Annotated in this window: 21 protein-coding genes; 2 read left to right on the top strand and 19 right to left on the bottom strand. The window is 68.0% G+C overall.

Going from position 1 to position 19,546, the window contains the following annotated elements; genetic code table 11:
• Nucleotides 1-86: 86 nt before the first annotated feature.
• The 14 genes from ACI2JZ_RS03930 to prmC form a co-directional block, all read right to left on the bottom strand.
• Nucleotides 87-869, bottom strand: a complete 783-nt coding sequence (locus ACI2JZ_RS03930; protein WP_404596564.1) for a large exoprotein — start codon at nucleotides 867-869, stop codon at nucleotides 87-89.
• 117 nt (nucleotides 870-986) lie between these two features.
• The gene (locus ACI2JZ_RS03935) at nucleotides 987-1,745 is read right to left on the bottom strand and encodes a YaaA family protein (RefSeq protein WP_404596565.1); all 759 of its coding nucleotides are present in this window, start codon (nucleotides 1,743-1,745) and stop codon (nucleotides 987-989) included.
• Between the two features lie 76 nt (nucleotides 1,746-1,821).
• Nucleotides 1,822-2,082 carry a F0F1 ATP synthase subunit epsilon gene (locus ACI2JZ_RS03940; protein ID WP_247622775.1) on the bottom strand — a complete coding sequence of 87 codons (261 nt, stop codon included), beginning with the start codon at nucleotides 2,080-2,082 and terminating at the stop codon, nucleotides 1,822-1,824.
• 2 nt (nucleotides 2,083-2,084) lie between these two features.
• Nucleotides 2,085-3,539, bottom strand: coding sequence for a F0F1 ATP synthase subunit beta (gene atpD, locus ACI2JZ_RS03945; RefSeq protein WP_247622776.1), 1,455 nt, complete (start codon nucleotides 3,537-3,539; stop codon nucleotides 2,085-2,087).
• Between the two features lie 23 nt (nucleotides 3,540-3,562).
• Complete coding sequence (locus ACI2JZ_RS03950; RefSeq protein WP_247622777.1) at nucleotides 3,563-4,462, bottom strand: F0F1 ATP synthase subunit gamma; 900 nt, start codon at nucleotides 4,460-4,462, stop codon at nucleotides 3,563-3,565.
• 20 nt (nucleotides 4,463-4,482) lie between these two features.
• Complete coding sequence (atpA, locus tag ACI2JZ_RS03955) at nucleotides 4,483-6,123, bottom strand: F0F1 ATP synthase subunit alpha (RefSeq protein WP_247622778.1); 1,641 nt, start codon at nucleotides 6,121-6,123, stop codon at nucleotides 4,483-4,485.
• Nucleotides 6,124-6,170: 47 nt separating this feature from the next.
• Complete coding sequence (locus ACI2JZ_RS03960) at nucleotides 6,171-6,959, bottom strand: F0F1 ATP synthase subunit delta (RefSeq protein WP_247622779.1); 789 nt, start codon at nucleotides 6,957-6,959, stop codon at nucleotides 6,171-6,173.
• Nucleotides 6,959-7,510: a F0F1 ATP synthase subunit B gene (locus ACI2JZ_RS03965; protein ID WP_247622780.1), complete on the bottom strand. Its 552-nt coding sequence runs from the start codon at nucleotides 7,508-7,510 to the stop codon at nucleotides 6,959-6,961. The genes ACI2JZ_RS03960 and ACI2JZ_RS03965 overlap by 1 nt, the downstream gene beginning before the upstream one ends.
• 28 nt (nucleotides 7,511-7,538) lie before the next feature.
• Nucleotides 7,539-7,775, bottom strand: coding sequence for an ATP synthase F0 subunit C (atpE, locus tag ACI2JZ_RS03970; protein WP_045258877.1), 237 nt, complete (start codon nucleotides 7,773-7,775; stop codon nucleotides 7,539-7,541).
• 46 nt (nucleotides 7,776-7,821) lie between these two features.
• Nucleotides 7,822-8,628, bottom strand: a complete 807-nt coding sequence (atpB, locus tag ACI2JZ_RS03975; protein WP_372491578.1) for a F0F1 ATP synthase subunit A — start codon at nucleotides 8,626-8,628, stop codon at nucleotides 7,822-7,824.
• 123 nt (nucleotides 8,629-8,751) lie between these two features.
• Nucleotides 8,752-9,255, bottom strand: coding sequence for a hypothetical protein (locus ACI2JZ_RS03980; protein ID WP_404596566.1), 504 nt, complete (start codon nucleotides 9,253-9,255; stop codon nucleotides 8,752-8,754).
• Nucleotides 9,252-10,421, bottom strand: a complete 1,170-nt coding sequence (locus ACI2JZ_RS03985) for a glycosyltransferase family 4 protein (RefSeq protein ID WP_247622783.1) — start codon at nucleotides 10,419-10,421, stop codon at nucleotides 9,252-9,254. Before ACI2JZ_RS03985 ends, ACI2JZ_RS03980 begins: the two co-directional genes overlap by 4 nt.
• Nucleotides 10,418-11,143 (bottom strand): L-threonylcarbamoyladenylate synthase, encoded by a 726-nt coding sequence (locus tag ACI2JZ_RS03990; RefSeq protein ID WP_404596567.1) that lies wholly within the window; start codon nucleotides 11,141-11,143, stop codon nucleotides 10,418-10,420. Before ACI2JZ_RS03990 ends, ACI2JZ_RS03985 begins: the two co-directional genes overlap by 4 nt.
• A gap of 38 nt (nucleotides 11,144-11,181) precedes the next feature.
• Nucleotides 11,182-12,042: a peptide chain release factor N(5)-glutamine methyltransferase gene (prmC, locus tag ACI2JZ_RS03995; RefSeq protein ID WP_404596568.1), complete on the bottom strand. Its 861-nt coding sequence runs from the start codon at nucleotides 12,040-12,042 to the stop codon at nucleotides 11,182-11,184.
• Nucleotides 12,043-12,142: 100 nt separating this feature from the next.
• Between prmC and cysK the strand changes: the two genes are divergently transcribed.
• Both cysK and epsC read left to right on the top strand, forming a co-directional pair.
• Complete coding sequence (cysK, locus tag ACI2JZ_RS04000; RefSeq protein ID WP_404596569.1) at nucleotides 12,143-13,081, top strand: cysteine synthase A; 939 nt, start codon at nucleotides 12,143-12,145, stop codon at nucleotides 13,079-13,081.
• A 10-nt stretch (nucleotides 13,082-13,091) separates the two neighbouring features.
• A complete protein-coding gene (epsC, locus tag ACI2JZ_RS04005) occupies nucleotides 13,092-13,655 on the top strand; it encodes a serine O-acetyltransferase EpsC (RefSeq protein WP_404596570.1) in 564 nt (187 codons plus the stop codon).
• Nucleotides 13,656-13,661: 6 nt separating this feature from the next.
• Here epsC and ACI2JZ_RS04010 read toward each other — a convergent pair whose 3' ends face one another.
• The 5 genes from ACI2JZ_RS04010 to ACI2JZ_RS04030 form a co-directional block, all read right to left on the bottom strand.
• A complete protein-coding gene (locus ACI2JZ_RS04010; protein WP_404596571.1) occupies nucleotides 13,662-14,081 on the bottom strand; it encodes a hypothetical protein in 420 nt (139 codons plus the stop codon).
• Nucleotides 14,082-14,113: 32 nt separating this feature from the next.
• A complete protein-coding gene (prfA, locus tag ACI2JZ_RS04015; RefSeq protein WP_404596572.1) occupies nucleotides 14,114-15,193 on the bottom strand; it encodes a peptide chain release factor 1 in 1,080 nt (359 codons plus the stop codon).
• An 11-nt stretch (nucleotides 15,194-15,204) separates the two neighbouring features.
• Entirely contained in the window at nucleotides 15,205-17,136 is a 1,932-nt protein-coding gene (rho, locus tag ACI2JZ_RS04020) for a transcription termination factor Rho (RefSeq protein WP_404596573.1), read from the bottom strand.
• 168 nt (nucleotides 17,137-17,304) lie between these two features.
• Nucleotides 17,305-18,240, bottom strand: a complete 936-nt coding sequence (thrB, locus tag ACI2JZ_RS04025; protein WP_247622791.1) for a homoserine kinase — start codon at nucleotides 18,238-18,240, stop codon at nucleotides 17,305-17,307.
• On the bottom strand, nucleotides 18,237-19,541 hold the full coding sequence (locus ACI2JZ_RS04030; RefSeq protein WP_247955967.1) for a homoserine dehydrogenase: 1,305 nt from the start codon (nucleotides 19,539-19,541) through the stop codon (nucleotides 18,237-18,239). Before ACI2JZ_RS04030 ends, thrB begins: the two co-directional genes overlap by 4 nt.
• Nucleotides 19,542-19,546 lie beyond the last annotated feature (5 nt).

Below are 19,546 nucleotides of genomic sequence, written 5' to 3' on the forward strand. Positions count from 1 at the left end.
GTGCCGGTTTTCGGCGACGGGCCGAAGCGCCGCGAAGACGGGAAGAGCCCCCGACCGTGAGGTCGAGGGCTCTTCGCACGGGACGATCAGGCCGGAGGCTGCGTGGGGTCCGTCGGCGGTGCCGGCGGAGCAGCGGGCGGTGCCGGCGGAGCGGCGGGCGGTGCCGGCGGAGTCGCGGGCGGCGCGGCCGGAGCAGGCGGCGCGGGCGGGGTCGCGGGTGCACTCGCCGGGGGCGCCGCGGGGGTGCCGTATCCGGGCTGTGCGGGAGGTGCGTATCCGGGCTGAGCCGGCGGGGCGTAGCCCTGCGGAGCGGGAGGTGCGTACCCCTGCGGAGCCGCGCCGTAACCGGGAGCGCCGTATCCGGCCTGCGGGGCGGCGGCAGAAGGCTGGACGGGGATGCCCGCCCAGACGGTGCGGTCGGCGAAGAATCCGTTTCCGGCCCACGGAGCGGGCTGGATGTTCGGGTTCCATCGCGACTTGTCGAACGCGTTGATGCCGAGCCAGACGATGGAGAGGAAGATCCACAGGACCACCCACACCGCATCCTTCTGGAGCTTGAGTCCGACGCGCCACGCGATGACGGCGAAGAGCGCTGCCGCCGCGAGTCCGGTGAGGAAGTTCAGGTACGGGATGAACGAAAGACCGATCACGATCAGCACCGGCCAGGGCGACATGTCGCCCAGCTTCGCGAAGACCATGTAGTTGTACACAGGCACCCACGCGCGCCACTTGCCCTCGACACCGGCCTTCTCGAAGATCTTCATGAAGAAGAGGGAGACGAGCACGTAGGCGGCGAGGCCGATGATGACGCTGAAGATGATGACGCCACCGAGGAATGCCCAGTAGCTCGAGTCGTAGTAAGGATTCATGATCCCCTCCGGATCCGAATTGGTGGCGCAATCCACGCCGCGAGACCCACCATAGCGGTGCAGATAACGACGCGGCAACGACACGCACGGGGACATCTCCCCATGCGCGGACGGGCGTCACTCCGTGACGACCAGCTCGAGCACCCGGTCGTCTTCGGTGCGCCGAAGGACGATGTCGTGTTTCGATGCCCAGGTGAGGAGCGATCGCAACGAGCCGATCCGCGGCCGGCTCTCCGCAAGAGCGCGGACGAGCTGACCCTTCGACTTCTTGTTGAAATGGTTGAGAGCCCGCGCTCCCCCGTCGCCGTCGTCGGTGACGACCCGGACGTAGGCCGACGGCACGGAAGTGGGAATCGGTCCCAGTGCGACGTAGGCTTCGCTCCGCAGATCCAGGACGAACGCGGGTTCCGTTTCGGCGAGGGCGGCGCTGGTGGCATCGGCCCAGTGCCGGCGCATCGCCACCAGTCCCGGGAGGGCGGTGCCCGCCGCGAGCCGGTAGGGAGGAATGCCGTCGAGCGCTCCGACCGGCCCGAACGGCGCCGAGTGGATCCACACGTGCTCCCCCAGCCAGCGGCGTGACGCCGCAGAGAGCGTGCGCGCGTCGAGCGCATCGAAGAGCACTCCGGTGTAGCGGTCGATCGCGGGCATCGTCGGTGCGCTCCGCAGCATCCGATTATGGGCGATGTCGCCCACCTGGCGTTCGCTCAGCTTCAGCACCCGTCGAGCCTGCTCCTCATCGGCCGCGAGATCGACGAGAGCGTCGATCACCGCCGTGCGATGGTCGTGCAGACCCGGCAGGGCCAGTGCCGCGGGATCGAGTGGATCACCGGTACCGCCGGGATGCTTGGTCTCGGATGGAGGGAGAAGGATCTTCATGAGTCCTCGGGGAATGCAGATGCGTCCGCCTCGGAACCCGGAGACCGGGTCCGAGGCGGACGCATGTAGTCGACTGCTAGGCGATGAGCGCCGCGTTGCCGGCGACGATCGTCAGGACGTTGCCCTCCATCGAGAGGAACCCGTCCTGCGCGTTCGCGAGCACCTTGGTGCCATCGGTCTGGGTGATCCGGACCTGGCCCTCGGCGAGGATGGCCAGCACCGGCTCGTGACCGGACATGAAGCCGATCTCACCCTCGACGGTCTTGGCGATCACGAGGCTCGCTTCCCCCGTCCAGACCTCCGCGTCGGCGGAGACGAGGCTGACGTTGAGCGCCATGGTCAGGCGTTCTCCTTCTGGATCTGCGCCCAGCGCTCTTCGACGTCGCCGATACCACCGACGTTGAAGAAGGCCTGCTCGGCCACGTGGTCGAAGTCACCGCGGGTGATCGCATCGAAGGACTCGATGGTCTCCTTGAGCGGGACGGTCGAACCCTCGACACCCGTGAACTTCTTGGCCATGTAGGTGTTCTGCGAGAGGAACTGCTGGATGCGACGCGCACGCGACACGACGATCTTGTCCTCCTCGGAGAGCTCATCGACACCGAGGATGGCGATGATCTCCTGCAGCTCCTTGTTCTTCTGGAGGATCTGCTTGACCGTCGTGGCGACGCGGTAGTGGTCCTCGCCCAGGTAGCGGGGGTCCATGATGCGCGACGTCGAGGTCAGCGGGTCGATGGCCGGGTACAGACCCTTCGAAGCGATCTCACGAGAGAGCTCGGTCGTCGCGTCGAGGTGGGCGAAGGTGGTCGCCGGAGCCGGGTCGGTGTAGTCATCGGCCGGCACGTAGATCGCCTGCAGCGAGGTGATCGAGTGACCACGCGTCGAGGTGATGCGCTCCTGGAGCACACCCATCTCGTCGGCGAGGTTCGGCTGGTAACCCACGGCGGACGGCATACGGCCGAGAAGCGTGGAGACCTCGGAACCGGCCTGCGTGAAGCGGAAGATGTTGTCGATGAAGAGCAGCACGTCCTGCTTCTGCACGTCGCGGAAGTACTCCGCCATCGTCAGAGCCGACAGTGCGACGCGAAGACGCGTCCCCGGCGGCTCGTCCATCTGGCCGAACACGAGCGCGGTCTTGTCGAAGACGCCCGCCTCTTCCATCTCGTGGATCAGGTCGTTGCCCTCACGGGTGCGCTCACCGACACCGGCGAACACCGAGACTCCACCGTGGTCCTGCGCGACACGCTGGATCATCTCCTGGATGAGGACGGTCTTACCGACACCGGCTCCACCGAACAGACCGATCTTTCCACCCTGGACGTACGGGGTGAGGAGGTCGATGGACTTGATGCCCGTCTCGAACATCGTGGTCTTCGACTCGAGCTGGTCGAAGTTGGGCGCCTTGCGGTGGATCGGCCAGCGCTCCGTGACCTCGAGGGTCTCACCGGGCTCGCCGTTGAGGACCTCGCCGATCACGTTGAAGACCTTGCCCTTGGTGATGTCGCCGACCGGGACCGAGATGGCCTCTCCGGTGTCGCGAACCTCCTGGCCGCGGACGATGCCGTCGGTCGGCTTCAGGGCGATGGCGCGGACGAGCTCGTCACCGAGGTGCTGAGCGACCTCGAGGGTGATCTCGGTCGACTCCTCGCCGATGGTGATCGTCGTCTTCAGCGCGTTGTAGATGCCGGGGATCGAGTCGTGCGGGAACTCGATGTCGACAACCGGACCGTTGACGCGTGCGACGCGCCCGACGACCGCGGTCGCGGGCTGGTCAGCCGTAGCGGTGGTGGTCATTTCTTCGTCTCTTTCCTGATGGTCTATTTGCCAGACGAGAGGGCGTCGGCGCCGCCGACGATCTCCGCGATCTGCTGCGTGATCTCCGCCTGGCGCGCGTTGTTGCGCAGACGGGTGTAGTCGGTGATGAGCTTGTCGGCGTTGTCGCTGGCGGACTTCATCGCCTTCTGCGTCGCAGCCTGCTTGGCGGCAGACGACTGCAGGAGGGCGTTGAAGACGCGGCTCTGGATGTACACCGGCAGGATCGCGTCGAGCACGGTCTCGGCGTCGGGCTCGAATTCGTAGAGCGGGTAGACAGCGCTGCCCGCCTCCGACTCGTCGGCCTCCGCGATCTCCAGCGGAAGCAGGCGCACGGACTCCGGCGACTGCGTCATCATGCTGACGAAGCGGTTGTACACGAGGTGGATCTCGTCGACGCCGCCGCCCGCACCGCCGCGCGAGAACGCGTCGAGCAGAGTCGACGAGATCTCTTCGGCCGTGTGGAACGACGGGGTGTCGGTGTCGCCGGTCCACTCCGCTGCCGCCGCGATGCGACGGAACTGGAAGTAGCCGACGGCCTTGCGACCGACGAGGTAGAACACCGGCTCCTTGCCCTGACCGCGCAGCAGCTCCGCCACCTCGAGACCCTCACGGAGGATCTGCGAGTTGAAGGCACCGGCGAGACCGCGGTCCGACGAGAAGATCACGACCGCGGAGCGGCTGATGTTCTCGGGCTCACGGGTGAGCGGGTGGTCGACGTTCGAGTGCGTCGCGACGGCGGACACGGCCCTCGTCACAGCTCGCGCGAAGGGGGTGGACGCCTTGACGCGTGCCATCGCCTTCTGGATGCGCGAAGCCGCGATGAGTTCCATCGCCTTCGTGATCTTCTTGGTCGTCTGAGCAGAACTGATCTTCTGCTTGTAGACCCTGAGTTGAGCGCCCATGAAATCAGTACCTCACGCGATTACGCGCGACGACCCTTGACGATCTTCTCCTGGTTGACGTCGTCTGCCTCCGCAGCGGCGTGCTCCTCGTGACCCGGGGCGCCGATGGCGTGTCCCTTGCCACCCTGGAACTCCAGGACGAAGGCATCCGTGTGCTTCTCGAGCTCCGCGACCGTGTCGTCGCTGAGGACGTTGGTCTCACGCAGGGTGTCGAGCACCGAGGTGTTGCGACGCAGGTAGTCGAGCAGTTCGCGCTCGAAGCGCAGGACGTCCTCGACCTCGATCGTGTCGAGCTTGCCGTTGGTTCCGGCCCAGATCGAGACGACCTGCTCCTCGACCGGGTACGGCGAGTACTGCGGCTGCTTGAGCAGCTCGGTCAGACGTGCACCGCGCGACAGCTGACGACGCGAGGCGGCGTCGAGGTCGGAGGCGAACATCGCGAACGCCTCGAGCGAGCGGTACTGCGCGAGCTCGAGCTTCAGCGTTCCGGAGACCTTCTTGATCGACTTGACCTGAGCGTCACCACCGACTCGCGACACCGAGATACCCACGTCGACCGCCGGACGCTGGTTGGCGTTGAAGAGGTCGGACTGCAGGAAGATCTGGCCGTCGGTGATCGAGATCACGTTGGTCGGGATGTACGCCGAGACGTCGTTCGCCTTGGTCTCGATGATCGGGAGGCCCGTCATGGAACCGGCGCCGAGCTCGTCGGACAGCTTCGCGCAACGCTCGAGCAGACGCGAGTGCAGGTAGAAGACGTCACCCGGGTAAGCCTCGCGGCCCGGCGGGCGGCGCAGCAGAAGGGAGACGGCGCGGTAGGCCTCGGCCTGCTTCGACAGGTCGTCGAAGATGATGAGGACGTGCTTGCCGCCGTACATCCAGTGCTGACCGATGGCCGAACCGGTGTAGGGGGCGAGGTACTTGAAGCCCGCGGGGTCGGATGCCGGAGCGGCCACGATCGTGGTGTACTCCAGAGCACCGGCCTCTTCGAGCGCGCCCTTCACCGAAGCGATGGTCGAGCCCTTCTGGCCGATGGCGACGTAGATGCAGCGAACCTGCTTGTTGACGTCGCCCGACTCCCAGTTGGCCTTCTGGTTGATGATCGTGTCGATCGCGATGGCCGTCTTACCGGTCTGGCGGTCACCGATGATCAGCTGACGCTGGCCGCGGCCGACGGGGATCATCGCGTCGATGGCCTTGATGCCGGTCTGCATCGGCTCGTGCACCGACTTGCGCTGCATGACGCCGGGCGCCTGCAGCTCGAGCTCGCGGACGGCCTCGGTGGCGATCGCGCCGAGGCCGTCGATCGGGTTTCCGAGCGGGTCTACGACGCGGCCGAGGTAGCCGTCGCCGACGGGGACGGAGAGGACCTCACCCGTGCGGGTGACCTCCTGACCGGCCTCGATGCCGGCGAAGTCGCCGAGGACCACGACGCCGATCTCGTGCTCGTCGAGGCTCTGGGCGAGGCCCTTGGTGCCGTCGGCGAAGATCACGAGCTCGTTCGCCATGACACCGGGCAGTCCTTCGACGTGCGCGATGCCATCAGCGGCGTCGATGACCGTGCCGACCTCGGTCGCCGCGGCCCCGGTGGGCTCGTAAGCGGCGGCGAAGTCCTTCAGCGCGTCACGGATGACGTCGGGGCTGATCGATAGTTCTGCCATTGTCTTCCCTTTGTATCTGGGTGCGCGGTTCCCCGCGCGAAGTCGTGTTAGCCCGCGAGCTTCTGGCGAAGGTCGGCGAGTCGTGCGGAGATGCTGCCGTCGATCACGTCGTCGGCGATCTGCACGCGCAGACCACCGATGATCGTCGGGTCGATGACGACGTTGAGCGCCACCTGACCGTCGTAGCGTCGCGAGAGCGCTTCGCCGAGGCGGGCGCGCTGCGCGTCGTTCAGCTCGCTCGCGCTGTAGACCGTCGCGACGACGCGGTCACGCTGGTCGGAGACGATCCGCATGGCGCGGTTGAGGAGCTGACGGATCCGCCGCCCGCGCGGCTGACGCACGAGGGAGGAGACGATCAGGGCCGCGGGGGCGCTGGTCGCTCCGGAGAGCAGACGCTCGACGAGAGCCGACTTCGCGTCCTGACCGCCGAGACGGCTTCCCAGTGCGAGCTCGAGCTCGGGGTTCGCGGCGACGACGCGGGAGAAGCCGAACAGCTCCCCCTCGATGTCGGCGCCTGCCTCGGCGATCGCCGAGGCACGGATCGCGAGCTCGTCGATGCCGTCGACGAGCTCGTCGGCGTTGGACCAGCGTTCCGAGACGACCGTCTTGAGCACGGCCTGCGTGTTCGCCGACAGCCCGCCGAACACCGCGGTCACGACGTTCTGCCGTGCCGCTGCGGGGGCCGCCGGGTCAGCCAGCGCGCCGCTCAGCTGAGACGAATCGCCCACGGCGTGCGCGGCGGCGAAGAGCTCCCGCGCGGTGTCGAGGGTGACGTCCTTCGCTGCGGCAAGCGTCTGGATGGATGCCGCGAGTGCCTGAGTGGTCGCGCTGCCCATTACTGAGCCGCCTTCTCGGATGCTTCGAGGTCGGCGAGGAAGCGGTCGACGACCGCCGTCGCGCGGGCATCGTCGGAGAGCGTCTCACCGACGACGCCACCGGCGAGGTCGATGGCCAGCGTGCCGACCTCGCTGCGCAGCGAAACGAGAGCGGTCTGACGCTCGGCCTCGATCTGCGTGTGCGCGGTCGCCGTGATGCGAGCTGCTTCGGACGAAGCGGCATCCTTGGCCTCGGCGACGATCTTCTTGCCGTCCTCGCGGGCGGCCTCTCGGATCTCACCGGCCTCGGTGCGTGCCTCGGCGAGCTGACGGGTGTACTCCTCGAGAGCCGCCTCGGCCTGCTTCTGGGCCTCGTCGGCCTTGGCGATGTTGCCCTCGATCGCGTTGGAGCGAGCGTCGAGGAGGGTGTAGAGCTTGGGAAGCGCCACCTTCCAGACGACGACCAGGATCACGACGAAGCAGACCGCCGACCAGATGATGTCGTACCAGGCGGGGATGAGCGGATTGTGGTCCGCCTCCTCCGCCGCGTACGTGACAAGAGCGTTCAGCATCCTGTCTCCTTATCGCAGAGGGTGTCTGTCAGGACTGGAAGATGAAGTAGGTCGCGATGCCGATGAAGGCGAGCGCCTCGGTGAAGGCGATACCGATCCACATGAGGACCTGGAGGCGACCGGCCAGCTCGGGCTGACGGGCGACGCCCTCGATCGTCTTGCCGACGACGATACCCACGCCGATGGCCGGTCCGATAGCCGCGAGGCCGTAGCCGACGGTGCCGATGTTGCCGGAGATTTCAGCGAGAACCGTAGTTGCGTCCACGGGTTTTTCCTTTCGTTGGGTGGGAAGGCGGTTGTTGCCGACCCGCTCAGTGCTCTTCTGCGACCGCGAGCTGGATGTAGACCGCGGTGAGGATGGTGAAGACGTAGGCCTGCAGGAACGCCACCAGGATCTCGAACAGGGTAAACGCGAAGCCGAACGCGAGCGTGCCCGCGCCGAGTGCCGTCCACCACCCTCCGAGAGTGATGACGAAGAACTGCGTTGCGGAGAAGAACAGGACGAGCATCAGGTGCCCGACGATCATGTTCATCAGCAGTCGGAGGGTCAGCGTGACGGGCCGGATGATGAACGTCGAGAGGAACTCGAGCGGCGTCACGATGATGTAGAGGAACGGGGGGACGCCCGACGGGAACAGCGAGTTCTTGAAGAAGCCCTTGGGGCTCTTCTTGATGCCGGCGTAGATGAAGGTGACGTAGCTGACGACGGCCAGCAGCAGCGGGACCGCGATGATGCTCGTACCCGCGATGTTCAGGAACGGGATGATTCCCGTGATGTTCATGAACAGCACCATGAAGAAGATGGTGGCGAGGATCGGCAGGAAGCGACGGCCGTCCTTGCGCCCGAGCAGGTCCTCGGCGACGTTAACTCGCACGAAGTCGAGGCCCATCTCGACGAGGCTCTGGAAGCGCCCGGGGACGACGCGCATGTTGCGCGTTCCGAGCCAGAGGATCAGCACGACCGCGATCGTGGCCAGGAACTGGATCAGGTGGATGCGGTGGATGACCAGGTCGCCGATCTGGAACACCGCATCGGGGAAGAACTCCGCGATCGACGGAGCGTGGAACTCGTCATCGGTGGCAAGTCGTGGCGTCAGGGTCGCAGCAAGATTAAACAGCGCGGGCTCCAGCTTCGGGGCACCGGTCAGAACCGGGGCGACGATGGTCGGTGTGCTTCACAGCGCAAGCGCTCGCGGGCGAGCGGCGGGCACGTTTCAACACTATCAGAGTATGAGGCGGCCCTAAGACCTCTGAGGGTCCTCGTCGGCGGTCGGGGCCCCCGGAGCGACGTCCTCCGGGGCGACCGAGGGAAGCGATGCATCGCTGACATTCGGCAGGCGCATCGTCATGAGGACGACGGCGTCGACGATCAGCGACATCAGCACGCCGGCGACGATCGCGACGAAGAAGATCACGGGGTCGAGCCAGGGCTGGTCCTTGAGGACGATGACGCCGAGGAAGAACACGATCAGCTTGAGCAGCCACCCGCCGAGCACGATCGCGAAGAAGAACTGGACGTAGAGCGGCTCGCCGAACCACCGGTTCGCGATCAGGATGCTCGCATCGGTGATCCCGAGGAACACGGCGGCGATGAGCACACCGAGCAGGCCGCTGATCAGTCCGTTCTCCTGCCCGACGAGGTAGCCCACGACCGCCGCGGCGATCGCGAGGACCACGGTGGCGACTCCCGACCAGATGAGAGTGCGTCGCAGGATCGGCGTGCTGGAAACGGGGTTCGGACTCATGAGGGCTCCACGGGGGTCGGGTCGGAGTCGGGGGTTGCGGCGATCGCACGTCGCGAGGGCTTCAGGGTGAGAACCAGGCAGGCCGCGATCCCGACCACACCGAATCCCACACCGGGAAGGTACTGGCCCGGCCAGTCCTCGCGGGCGCCTACGTACATGAGGAGGACGGCGAGCGAGATCACCGCCGTCCAGGCGTAGAAGATGAGGACGGCATCACGGTCGCGGTGACCGAGGTCGAGCATACGGTGGTGCAGGTGCTTGCGGTCCGGCGAGAACGGCGACTTGCCGGCGTGCATGCGGCGCAGCACCGCCAGGCCGAAATCGAGCAACGGCAGCAGCACCACCATCAGCGGCAGCAGGATCGGGATGAACGCACCGAGCAGCTGGGACCGCCCGAGACGCTCGGGGTCGAGCGCGGAGGGGTCCATCTGCCCGGTGAGGGAGATCGCGGAGACGGCCATCAGCAGGCCGAGCACGAGTGCGCCCGAGTCGCCCATGAACAGCTTCGCCGGACTCCAGTTCCAGGGCAGGAAACCGATGCAGGCGCCGATGAGGACGGCGGCGATGAAGGTCGAGAGGTTGAAGTAGCTCGAGGCACCGGAGTCGCGCGTGAAGATGTAGGAGTAGGCGAAGAAGACGCCGTTGGCGATGAGGCAGACCCCGGCGACGAGGCCGTCGAGGCCGTCGATGAAGTTGACGGCGTTCATGACCACGACGATCGCGAACATCGTGATCGTGATGCTCAGCCAGCTCGAGAAGACGATGAGATCGCCGAACGGGAGGGAGAGGATCTGCAGCCCTCCCCCGATCGTGAGGATCCCGGCCGCGAGGAACTGCGCGCCGAGCTTGATCATCCAGTCGAGGTCCCACAGGTCGTCGACGACGCCGATCACGGCGATCAGCAGTGCGGCTCCGAGGATGGACCACATCGTCTGCGGCGGCATCCAGATGCTCTGGAAGAAGGGGTTCGCTGCCGAGATCCCCATCGCGGCGGCGATGCCGAGGAAGATCGCGACCCCGCCGAGCCGCGGAGTGGGACGCGTGTGCACATCGCGATCACGGATCTCGGGGTACAGCTTGAACCGCAGGCTCACCCGCAGGACCGCCCAGGTCAGTACGAAGGTGATCGCGGCGGTCAGGATGATCGTGAAGAGGTACTGCTTCACGAATCCCCGTCCTGTCGAGGCGCGGGCGCCGCGGAATCCGGCTCCGGAGCGGGCTCGAGCAGATCGCCGAGCACCTCCTCCAGCTGCTCCCGGCTGATCGCCCCGTTACGCAGGATGCGCACGCGTCCGGCATCCGAATCCGCCGGCGGACGAACGAGCGAGGTGGCATCGACGATCGTCGAGGCCACACCGTCGCGGCTCATTCCGTCTGCGAGGTAGACGGCGACGCTGTCGCCGAGCATCTTCTCGGCGTCGAAGGCCGAGATCGCTGCGGCCTGACCCGTGAGGTTCGCGCTCGAGACCGCGAGCGGTCCGGTCTCGGCCAGCAGCTCCAGCGCCACGCGCCCCTCGGGCATCCGCACGGCGACGGTTCCCCGGGTCTCGCCGAGATCCCAGACGAGCGAGGGCTGAGCAGGGAGCACGATGGTCAACCCGCCGGGCCAGAAGGCGTCGACGAGGCGTTGAACCGGCTCCGGGACCGACTCCGCGAGAGCCGTCAGCGTCTCCTTGCTGCCGATGAGGACGGGCGGCGGCTGATCGCGCCCCCGTCCCTTCGCATCGAGCAGCCGCTGCACGGCAGCGGGCGAGAAGGCGTCGGCGGCCACGCCGTAGACGGTATCGGTGGGCATGACGATGAGTTCACCGCGGCCGATCGCCTGGCGTGCATGGCGCATACCGGCGAGCAGCTGCGCCTCGTCGCCGCAGTCGAAGATGGAGGACATGTCGTTCCGATTCTACGGGAGGCCGCCGAGAGAGCGGATCAGGGACGGATGGCCGTGGTGGCGCGGTCGCGCAGGGTGAGGTCGCGGTGCGTCGCCGCGGCACGCCAGTCGTCGCGCTCGAGGATGCCGCGGATCTCGGCCCCTTGGAGTTCACCGTGCTCGATCACCAGCAGCCCGCCGGGACGGAGGAGCCGCAGAGCATTGGTGCTGAGCGCGCGCACGAGATCGAGACCGTCCTCGCCGCCGTACAGCGCCATCGCCGGGTCGAAGAGGCGCACCTCGGGGTCGCGCGGGATCGCCGAGTCCGGCACGTACGGCGGGTTCGAGATGACGACGCTGGCGGCACCGGCGAGGTCGGGGAAGGCATCCGCCATGTCGGCGAGCACCAGCGTAAGGTTCTCGGCATCGGCGGTGTTGCGGCTCGCCCACGCGTGCGCCTCGGGCGAGAGCTCCGCGGCGTAGATCCGTGCGTGCGGCACCTCGGTCGCCATCGCGAGTGCGATCGCCCCGCTGCCCGTGCCGAGATCGATGCCGATCGGCTGCGGATCGGGTGCGTGCAGGAGCGCGTCGATCGCGTGCTGCACCACCATCTCCGTCTCGGGTCGGGGGACGAACACCCCGGGGCCTACGGCCAGTTCGAGATGCCGGAACGGCGCGGTGCCGGTGATGTGCTGCAGGGGTTCCCGCGACTCCCGGCGCGTCACGAGCGCATGGAGCCGCTCGGCATCCGCGTCGCTCATCACGTCGCCTCGGACGACGGCCGCCTGCACCTCGCCGCGACGCAGACCCCGCACGTGGCCGACCAGGAGCTCCGCGTCGACGAGTGGATCGGTCACACCGACATCGGCGAGGCGCTGAGCTGCCGCACGGACGAGTGCGGCGAAAGACGTGTCGGGCATGATCTCCAGCGTAGAGCGCCCGCCGGGTGTCACATTGCCCTCTCCCCCGTACCCCTCCCATAGGCTGAGAGCGAAGCGACCCGCACAGGAAGGCTCCTCCATGCCCGGCATCCACTCCGACATCACGACCGCGTTCGGCAACACGCCGCTGGTCCGTCTGAACCGCGTGACCGAGGGCCTCGGCGCCACCGTCCTCGCGAAGCTCGAGTACTACAACCCCGCCTCCAGCGTGAAGGACCGCATCGGCATCGCGATGATCAACGCCGCCGAAGCATCCGGTGAACTGCAGCCGGGCGGCACGATCGTGGAGTCGACCAGCGGCAACACCGGCATCGCCCTGGCGATGGTCGGGGCAGCGCGCGGCTACAAGGTGATCCTCACCATGCCCGCGTCCATGTCGAAGGAGCGCCGTGTGCTGCTCAAGGCTTTCGGCGCAGAGATCGTCCTCACCGACCCGACCAAGGGCATGAGCGGTGCGATCGAGATCACGAAGCAGATCGTCGCCGACACCCCGGGCGCGGTGTGGGTGCGGCAGTTCGAGAACGCCGCGAACCCGCAGATCCACCGTGAGACCACCGCACAGGAGATCCTCCGCGACGCGGACGGCGAGGTCGACATCTTCGTCGCCGGCGTCGGCACCGGTGGCACCGTCACCGGCACCGGACAGGCGCTCAAGGCCGCCAAGCCCGGTGTACAGGTCATCGCCGTCGAGCCCAAGGACTCCCCCATGCTCAGCGAGGGCCACCCCGGCCCGCACAAGATCCAGGGCATCGGGCCGAATTTCGTCCCCGCGATCCTCGACCGTGAGGTGATCGACGAGGTGATCCCCGTCGAGTTCGACGACGCCATCCGGGTGGCTCGGGAGCTGGCCGCCCGCGAGGGTCTCCTCGTCGGCATGTCGTGCGGCGCAGCGACGTGGGCAGCCCTGCAGGTCGCTTCCCGCCCCGAGAACGCGGGGAAGAACATCGTCGTCGTCCTTCCCGACACCGGGGAGCGCTACCTGTCGACCGCGCTGTTCGCGGACCTGCGCGAGGACTGACGACCACCGCATGATCGGTCGAATGCGCGAGGACATCGCCGCTGCCCGGCTCCGCGATCCTGCTGCCCGCAGCGCCGCGGAGGTCGCACTGCTGTACCCCGGACTCCATGCCATCTGGGCGCACCGCGTCTCGCATGCGCTGTGGCGACGGCGGCTGCGTTTCCTCGCACGCGCCAACTCGCAGCTCACCCGCTGGTTCACGGGCATCGAGATCCATCCGGGGGCCCGGATCGGCCGCCGCTTCTTCATCGACCACGGCATGGGCGTCGTGATCGGCGAGACCTCGGAGATCGGCGACGACGTGATGCTGTACCACGGGGTCACGCTCGGTGGGCGCTCGCGCTCGACCGGCAAACGCCACCCCACACTCGGCGACGGTGTCGCCGTCGGAGCCGGAGCGAAGATCCTCGGACCCGTGACGATCGGGGCGCACTCCTTCGTCGGAGCGAACGCCGTCGTCACCCGGGATGCGCCCGCGGACAGCGTGCTCGTCGGCGTCCCGGCCAAACCGCGTCAGCGCGCGAGCGGCGAAGACACGCGCGCGCTGCTCACCGTGCCGGACTACTCGATCTGAGTCCGGTCAGCGTGCGTGACGATCGCGCTTCTCGCGCGCGTCGCCGACTCGGCGCTTGAGGAAGATCAGCGGCAGCAGCACCGTGCCCAGCGCCGTGATGAGCCAGACGATCACCGCGCCGAGCAACCAGCCGGTGACATCGACGATGCGCAGACCGCCGATGGGCAGCAGCACGACGATGATCAACGCCACCAGGGTCGAGAAGATGCCGATTCCACCGAGCAGCACCGGCGCGTAGCGGTCGGCGATCTTGCTGATCCACGGCGAGAGGATGCTCTGCAGCAGCGCGAAGATCAGAATGCAGAGCACGAAGCCCCACCACTTCGACCACTCGATCTGGAACCCGTCGAGCAGGAGATCGGCGGCGATCAGCCCGAGCCCCGCGGACACGATGTAGATGAGGGTGCGGAAGAGGAATGTGATCACGCGCCGAGCCTAGCGCTCCGGGGGCGTGCGGATCAGGACTCGGTGCCGACGGCGGCGAGCCGGGCCTCTTCGTCGGTCGTGATCGCCGAGTCGATGATCGGTCCGAGCGCGCCGTCCATCACCTGATCGAGGTTGTAGGCCTTGAATCCCGTGCGGTGATCGGCGATGCGGTTCTCGGGGAAGTTGTAGGTGCGGATCCGCTCGGACCGGTCCATACCGCGAATCTGCGACCGTCGAGCATCGGATGCCGCCGCATCGAGCTCCTCCTGCTGCTTCGCGAGCAGCCGCGCACGGAGCACGCGCATTCCCGCCTCGCGGTTCTGCAGCTGCGACTTCTCGTTCTGCATCGAGACGACGATGCCCGTCGGGACGTGCGTGATGCGCACCGCGGAGTCGGTCGTGTTGACCGACTGCCCACCCGGCCCCGAAGAGCGGAAGACATCGATCTTGAGATCGTTCTGGTTGATCTCGATCTCGTCGGGCTCGTCGACCTCGGGGAAGACGAGCACACCGGTGGTCGAGGTGTGGATGCGTCCCTGCGACTCGGTCGCCGGCACGCGCTGCACGCGGTGCACACCACCCTCGTACTTGAGGTGCGCCCAGACGCCCTGCGCCGGGTCGGTGGAGGAGCCCTTGATCGCGACCTGGACGTCCTTATAGCCACCGAGGTCGGACTCGTTGCGCTCGAGCAGCTCGGTCTTCCATCCCATCGACGCCGCGTACTGCACGTACATGCGCAGCAGATCGGCCGCGAAGAGCGCGCTCTCGGCGCCGCCCTCCCCCGCCTTGATCTCCATGATCACGTCACGGGCGTCATCCGGGTCACGCGGGATGAGGAGTCGCCGGAGCTTCTCCTGCGCGGCCTGCAGTCCGGCCTCGAGTCCGGGGACCTCCGCCGCGAAGGCCTCGTCCTCACGAGCGAGCTCGCGCGCGGCATCCAGGTCGTCGGATGCCGCGACCCACGCCTCGTACGCGGCGACGATGCGCGACAGCTCGGCATAGCGGCGGTTCACACGCTTGGCACGCGCGGCGTCGGCGTGCACCGCCGGGTCGGAGAGTTCCTCCTGGACCCGGCGGTGCTCGTCGATCAGAGCCTGGACGGACTCGAACACGGACTCTCCGCTCAGCGGATGTTGTTGTCGTGCGAACCTGCGGGCAGGGTCGGGATCGACTTCTGCATCTGCACGAGGAACTCGACGTTCGACTGCGTCTCCTTGAGCTTTCCGAGCACGACCTCGAGGGCCTGCTGGGTGTCGAGGCCGGCGAGGGCGCGACGGAGCTTCCAGGTGATCTTGACCTCGTCGGAGGAGAGCAGCATCTCTTCGCGACGGGTGCTCGACGCGTTCACGTCGACGGCCGGGAAGATGCGCTTGTCGGCGAGCGAACGCGACAGGCGCAGTTCGCTGTTGCCGGTGCCCTTGAACTCCTCGAAGATGACCTCGTCCATCTTGGAGCCGGTCTCGACGAGAGCCGTGGCGAGGATCGTGAGCGATCCGCCGTTCTCGATGTTGCGCGCGGCGCCGAAGAAGCGCTTGGGCGGGTAGAGCGCCGACGCGTCGACGCCACCGGTGAGCACGCGGCCGGAAGCCGGAGCCGCCAGGTTGTACGCGCGGCCGAGACGGGTGATCGAGTCGAGCAGCACGACCACGTCGCGACCGAGCTCGACCAGGCGCTTCGCACGCTCGATGGCGAGCTCGGCGACCGTGGTGTGGTCCTCGGCCGGACGGTCGAACGTCGAGGCGATGACCTCGCCCTTGACCGTGCGCTCCATGTCGGTGACCTCTTCGGGGCGCTCGTCGACGAGCACGACCATGAGGTGGACCTCGGGGTTGTTCTGCGCGATCGCATTGGCGATCTGCTGCAGGACGATCGTCTTACCGGCCTTCGGCGGCGCGACGATCAGGCCGCGCTGGCCCTTGCCGATCGGCGCGACCAGGTCGATGATGCGCTGCGTGAGCTTCTCGGGCGCGGTCTCGAGGCGCAGGCGCTCCTGCGGGTAGAGCGGCGTGAGCTTGCCGAACTCGACGCGCGTGGCGGCATCGTCGATCGACAGCCCGTTGATCGAGTCGACCTTGACCAGGGCGTTGTACTTCTGGCGCCCCTGCTGCTCGCCCTCGCGGGGCTGCTTGATCGAGCCGACGACCGCGTCGCCCTTGCGCAGGTTGTACTTCTTGACCTGCCCGAGCGAGACGTAGACGTCGCTGGGGCCGGCGAGGTAACCGGTCGTGCGGACGAAGGCGTAGTTGTCGAGCACGTCGAGGATGCCGGCGACCGGGATCAGGACGTCGTCCTCACCGATCTCGGTGTCGAACTCGTCGGTCTGCGCGTTGCCGCGGCGCTTGTTGCGCTGACGGTTGCGGCCGTTGCCGCCCTGCTCGTCGTCGCCGGCGGGCTGCGCCTGCTGCTCCTGCGCGGCACCGGAGCCGTTCTGGCCGCGTCCGCGGTTGCGGCTGCGGTTGCGGCTGCGGCCGCGACCGCTCTGCTCGTCTCCGCCGTCGCCACCCTCACCGGCGTTGTCCGCGGCGGGACCGTTGTCGGAGGCAGCGGAATCGGCGGCAGGGGCGTCGGAGGCCGAAGCGTCGGACTCCGCCGTCTTCTTCGGGGCGCGGCGACCGCGTCCCGTGGTCTTGGGGGCCTGCTCGGCGGAAGCATCCGCAGCACCGGCGTCAGCGGGCTTCTCCGTCGACTTCTCGTCGGAGGCCTGGGCGGGAGCCGCCTTCTCGGCAGCCTTCTCCGCAGCGGGCGTCTCGCCCGCGGACTCCGCGGCGGGGGCCTCGGCATCCGCCTTCTTGGCGCGGCTGCGGCGCGGCGCCTTGGCCTTCGGAGCGGCCTCGGCGCTGTCGCCTGCGGCATCTGCCTTGGCCGGTGCCGCGTCGGCGGCCGGCGCGGCCTCTGCCGCCTTCTCGGCCTTCGCGGCGGCGGTCGCCGTCGTCGCACGTCGCGGTGCGCGCTTGCGGGCGGGTGCCGCCTCAGCGGATGCATCGGTGCCGGCTGCTGCCGGGGCATCGACGACCGGGGCGGCCTGGTCGTTCTGGGTCTCGGAGAAGTTCTCCACGAGTACTCCCTCTATTTCTCGGGGGTAGTGAGCGGTCCACACGCGCAACGGGTGCTGCGCGCGTTCGCACGGGCTGACGCTCGGCGCCAGCCGGCCTGGGCACTTGTGCCATGAGGTTGGACGTGCGGGTCTTGCAAGAGTTGCAATGGGGCCAGATTCACGAAGACGTTACGTGGAGCCCTCCGCTCGATCCCCCACTGTACCACCACGCACATCGACGGCGAGCAGGAGGGATTCCCACGGAGTGTCGGTCACTCGCCCGGCCAGTTCGACCGCGTCCTGACGACTTCCCGGCCCGTCGGCGAGCACCAGCACACTGGGGCCGGCACCGGAGACCACGGCGGCGAAACCGGCGGCACGCAGGGCTTGCACCAGCCGCTGCGTCTCGGGCATCGCCTCGGCGCGGTAATCCTGGTGCAGCCGATCGGCGGTCGCGTCGAGGAGGAGCTCGGGGCTCTGCGTCAGCGCCGCGATCAACAGCGCCGAACGCGACACGTTGAACACGGCATCCGCAGTGGACACCTGCGGCGGCTGCAGAGAGCGCGCCTGCGACGTCGACATCGTGTACGCCGGCACGAGCACGAGGGGCGAGACGCCCCGGTGCACGAGGAGCTTCTTGTGCTGCGCACCGCGCTCGCTCATCCAGGCGATCGTCAGGCCGCCGAAGAGGGCGGGCGCGACGTTGTCGGGGTGCCCCTCGAGCTCGGTCGCGAGTCGCAGCAGATCGGAGTCGCCGATCTCGACGTCTCCGGCGAGGAGGCCCTTCGCGATCAGGACCCCGGCGACCACGGCCGCGCCGGAGGATCCCAGGCCGCGGCCGTGCGGCACGCCGTTCTCGGCGACGATCCGCAGCCCCGGCATCGGCCGGCCGGCATCGGCGTAGACGTGCTCGACCGTGCGGACGATCAGGTTCGACGCGTCGCGCGGAATCTCCTCGGCGCCCGAACCCGACACCTCGATGTCGAGTTCACCCGCCGGGAGCTCGGTGACGACGAGGGAGTCGTAGACGCTGAGTGCGAGGCCGAGGGTGTCGAATCCCGGCCCGAGGTTCGCGCTCGTGGCGGGAACGCGGACCTCGATCGTGCGCCCTTCCGCCACCGTCACTCGCCTTCCACGCGCAGCACCGACACGACGCGCTCGACGACCGAGCTGTCGGCGAGTGCCGCGACCGCGGCGCTGAGCGACTGCTCGGCTGCCCGGTGCGTGCCGATGATGAGTCGCGCGGTGGGCTCCTCGTCGCCCTCGACCGTCTGGACGATCGTGGCGACCGAGACGCCCCCGTCGCTCAGGATGCCGGCGACCGTGGCGAGCACACCCGGAGCGTCCGCGACCTCGAGGGTGACCTGGTAACGGGTCGTGACGTGCCCGATGGGCACGACCGGCAGGTTCGCCCGCGTCGACTCGCCGACGCCCACGCCGCCGGCGATATGGCGGCGAGCGGCGGAGACGACGTCACCGAGCACGGCCGACGCGGTCTGCACTCCACCGGCGCCCGCGCCGTAGAACATCAGGGAACCGGCGGCCTCGGCCTCGACGAACACCGCGTTGTTGGCGCCGTGCACCGACGCCAGCGGGTGCGAGTGCGGTACCAGTGCCGGGTACACGCGCACCGAGATCGATTCGGTTCCGTCGACGTCGAGGCGCTCGCACACGGCGAGGAGCTTGATCACGAAGCCCGCGGCACGGGCCTCCTCGATCATCGAGGCGGTGACGGTGGTGATGCCCTCGCGGTAGACCGCGTCGAGCGGCACGGCGGTGTGGAAAGCCAGGCTCGCGAGGATCGCGGCCTTCTGCGCCGCGTCGTAGCCTTCGACGTCGGCCGTGGGGTCGGCCTCCGCGTATCCGAGACGCTGCGCGTCGGCGAGCACGTCGGCGAAGTCGGCGCCCTCGGTGTCCATGCGGTCGAGGATGTAGTTCGTCGTGCCGTTCACGATGCCCATGATGCGCACGATGCGGTCGCCGGCGAGTGAATCGCGCAGCGGGCGGATGATCGGGATGGCGCCGGCCGCAGCGGCCTCGTAGTGCACCGAGGCACCGACACGGTCGGCGGCTTCGAAGAGCTCCGGACCGTGCGTGGCGAGGAGTGCCTTGTTGGCCGTGACCACATCGGCGCCGGAGCCGATCGCCTGCAGGATGCTCGTGCGTGCGGGCTCGATACCACCCATGAGCTCGATCACGATGTCGGATCCGAGGATCAGCGACTCGGCATCCGTGGTGAAGAGCTCGCGCGGAAGGTCGACGTCGCGCGGAGCATCGACGTCGCGCACGGCGATGCCGGCGAGCTCCAGCGAGGCGCCCGCACGGTCGGCGAGCTCGTCGCCGTGGCGCAGCAGGAGGTCGGCGACCTGGGATCCGACCGCTCCGGCGCCGAGAAGCGCCACTCGAAGTCGTCGGTACTCAGCCATTGTTG

This window comes from Microbacterium sp. NPDC087868 (genome assembly GCF_044900755.1).
In the GTDB taxonomy this organism is placed as follows: Bacteria; Actinomycetota; Actinomycetes; order Actinomycetales; family Microbacteriaceae; genus Microbacterium; species Microbacterium galbinum.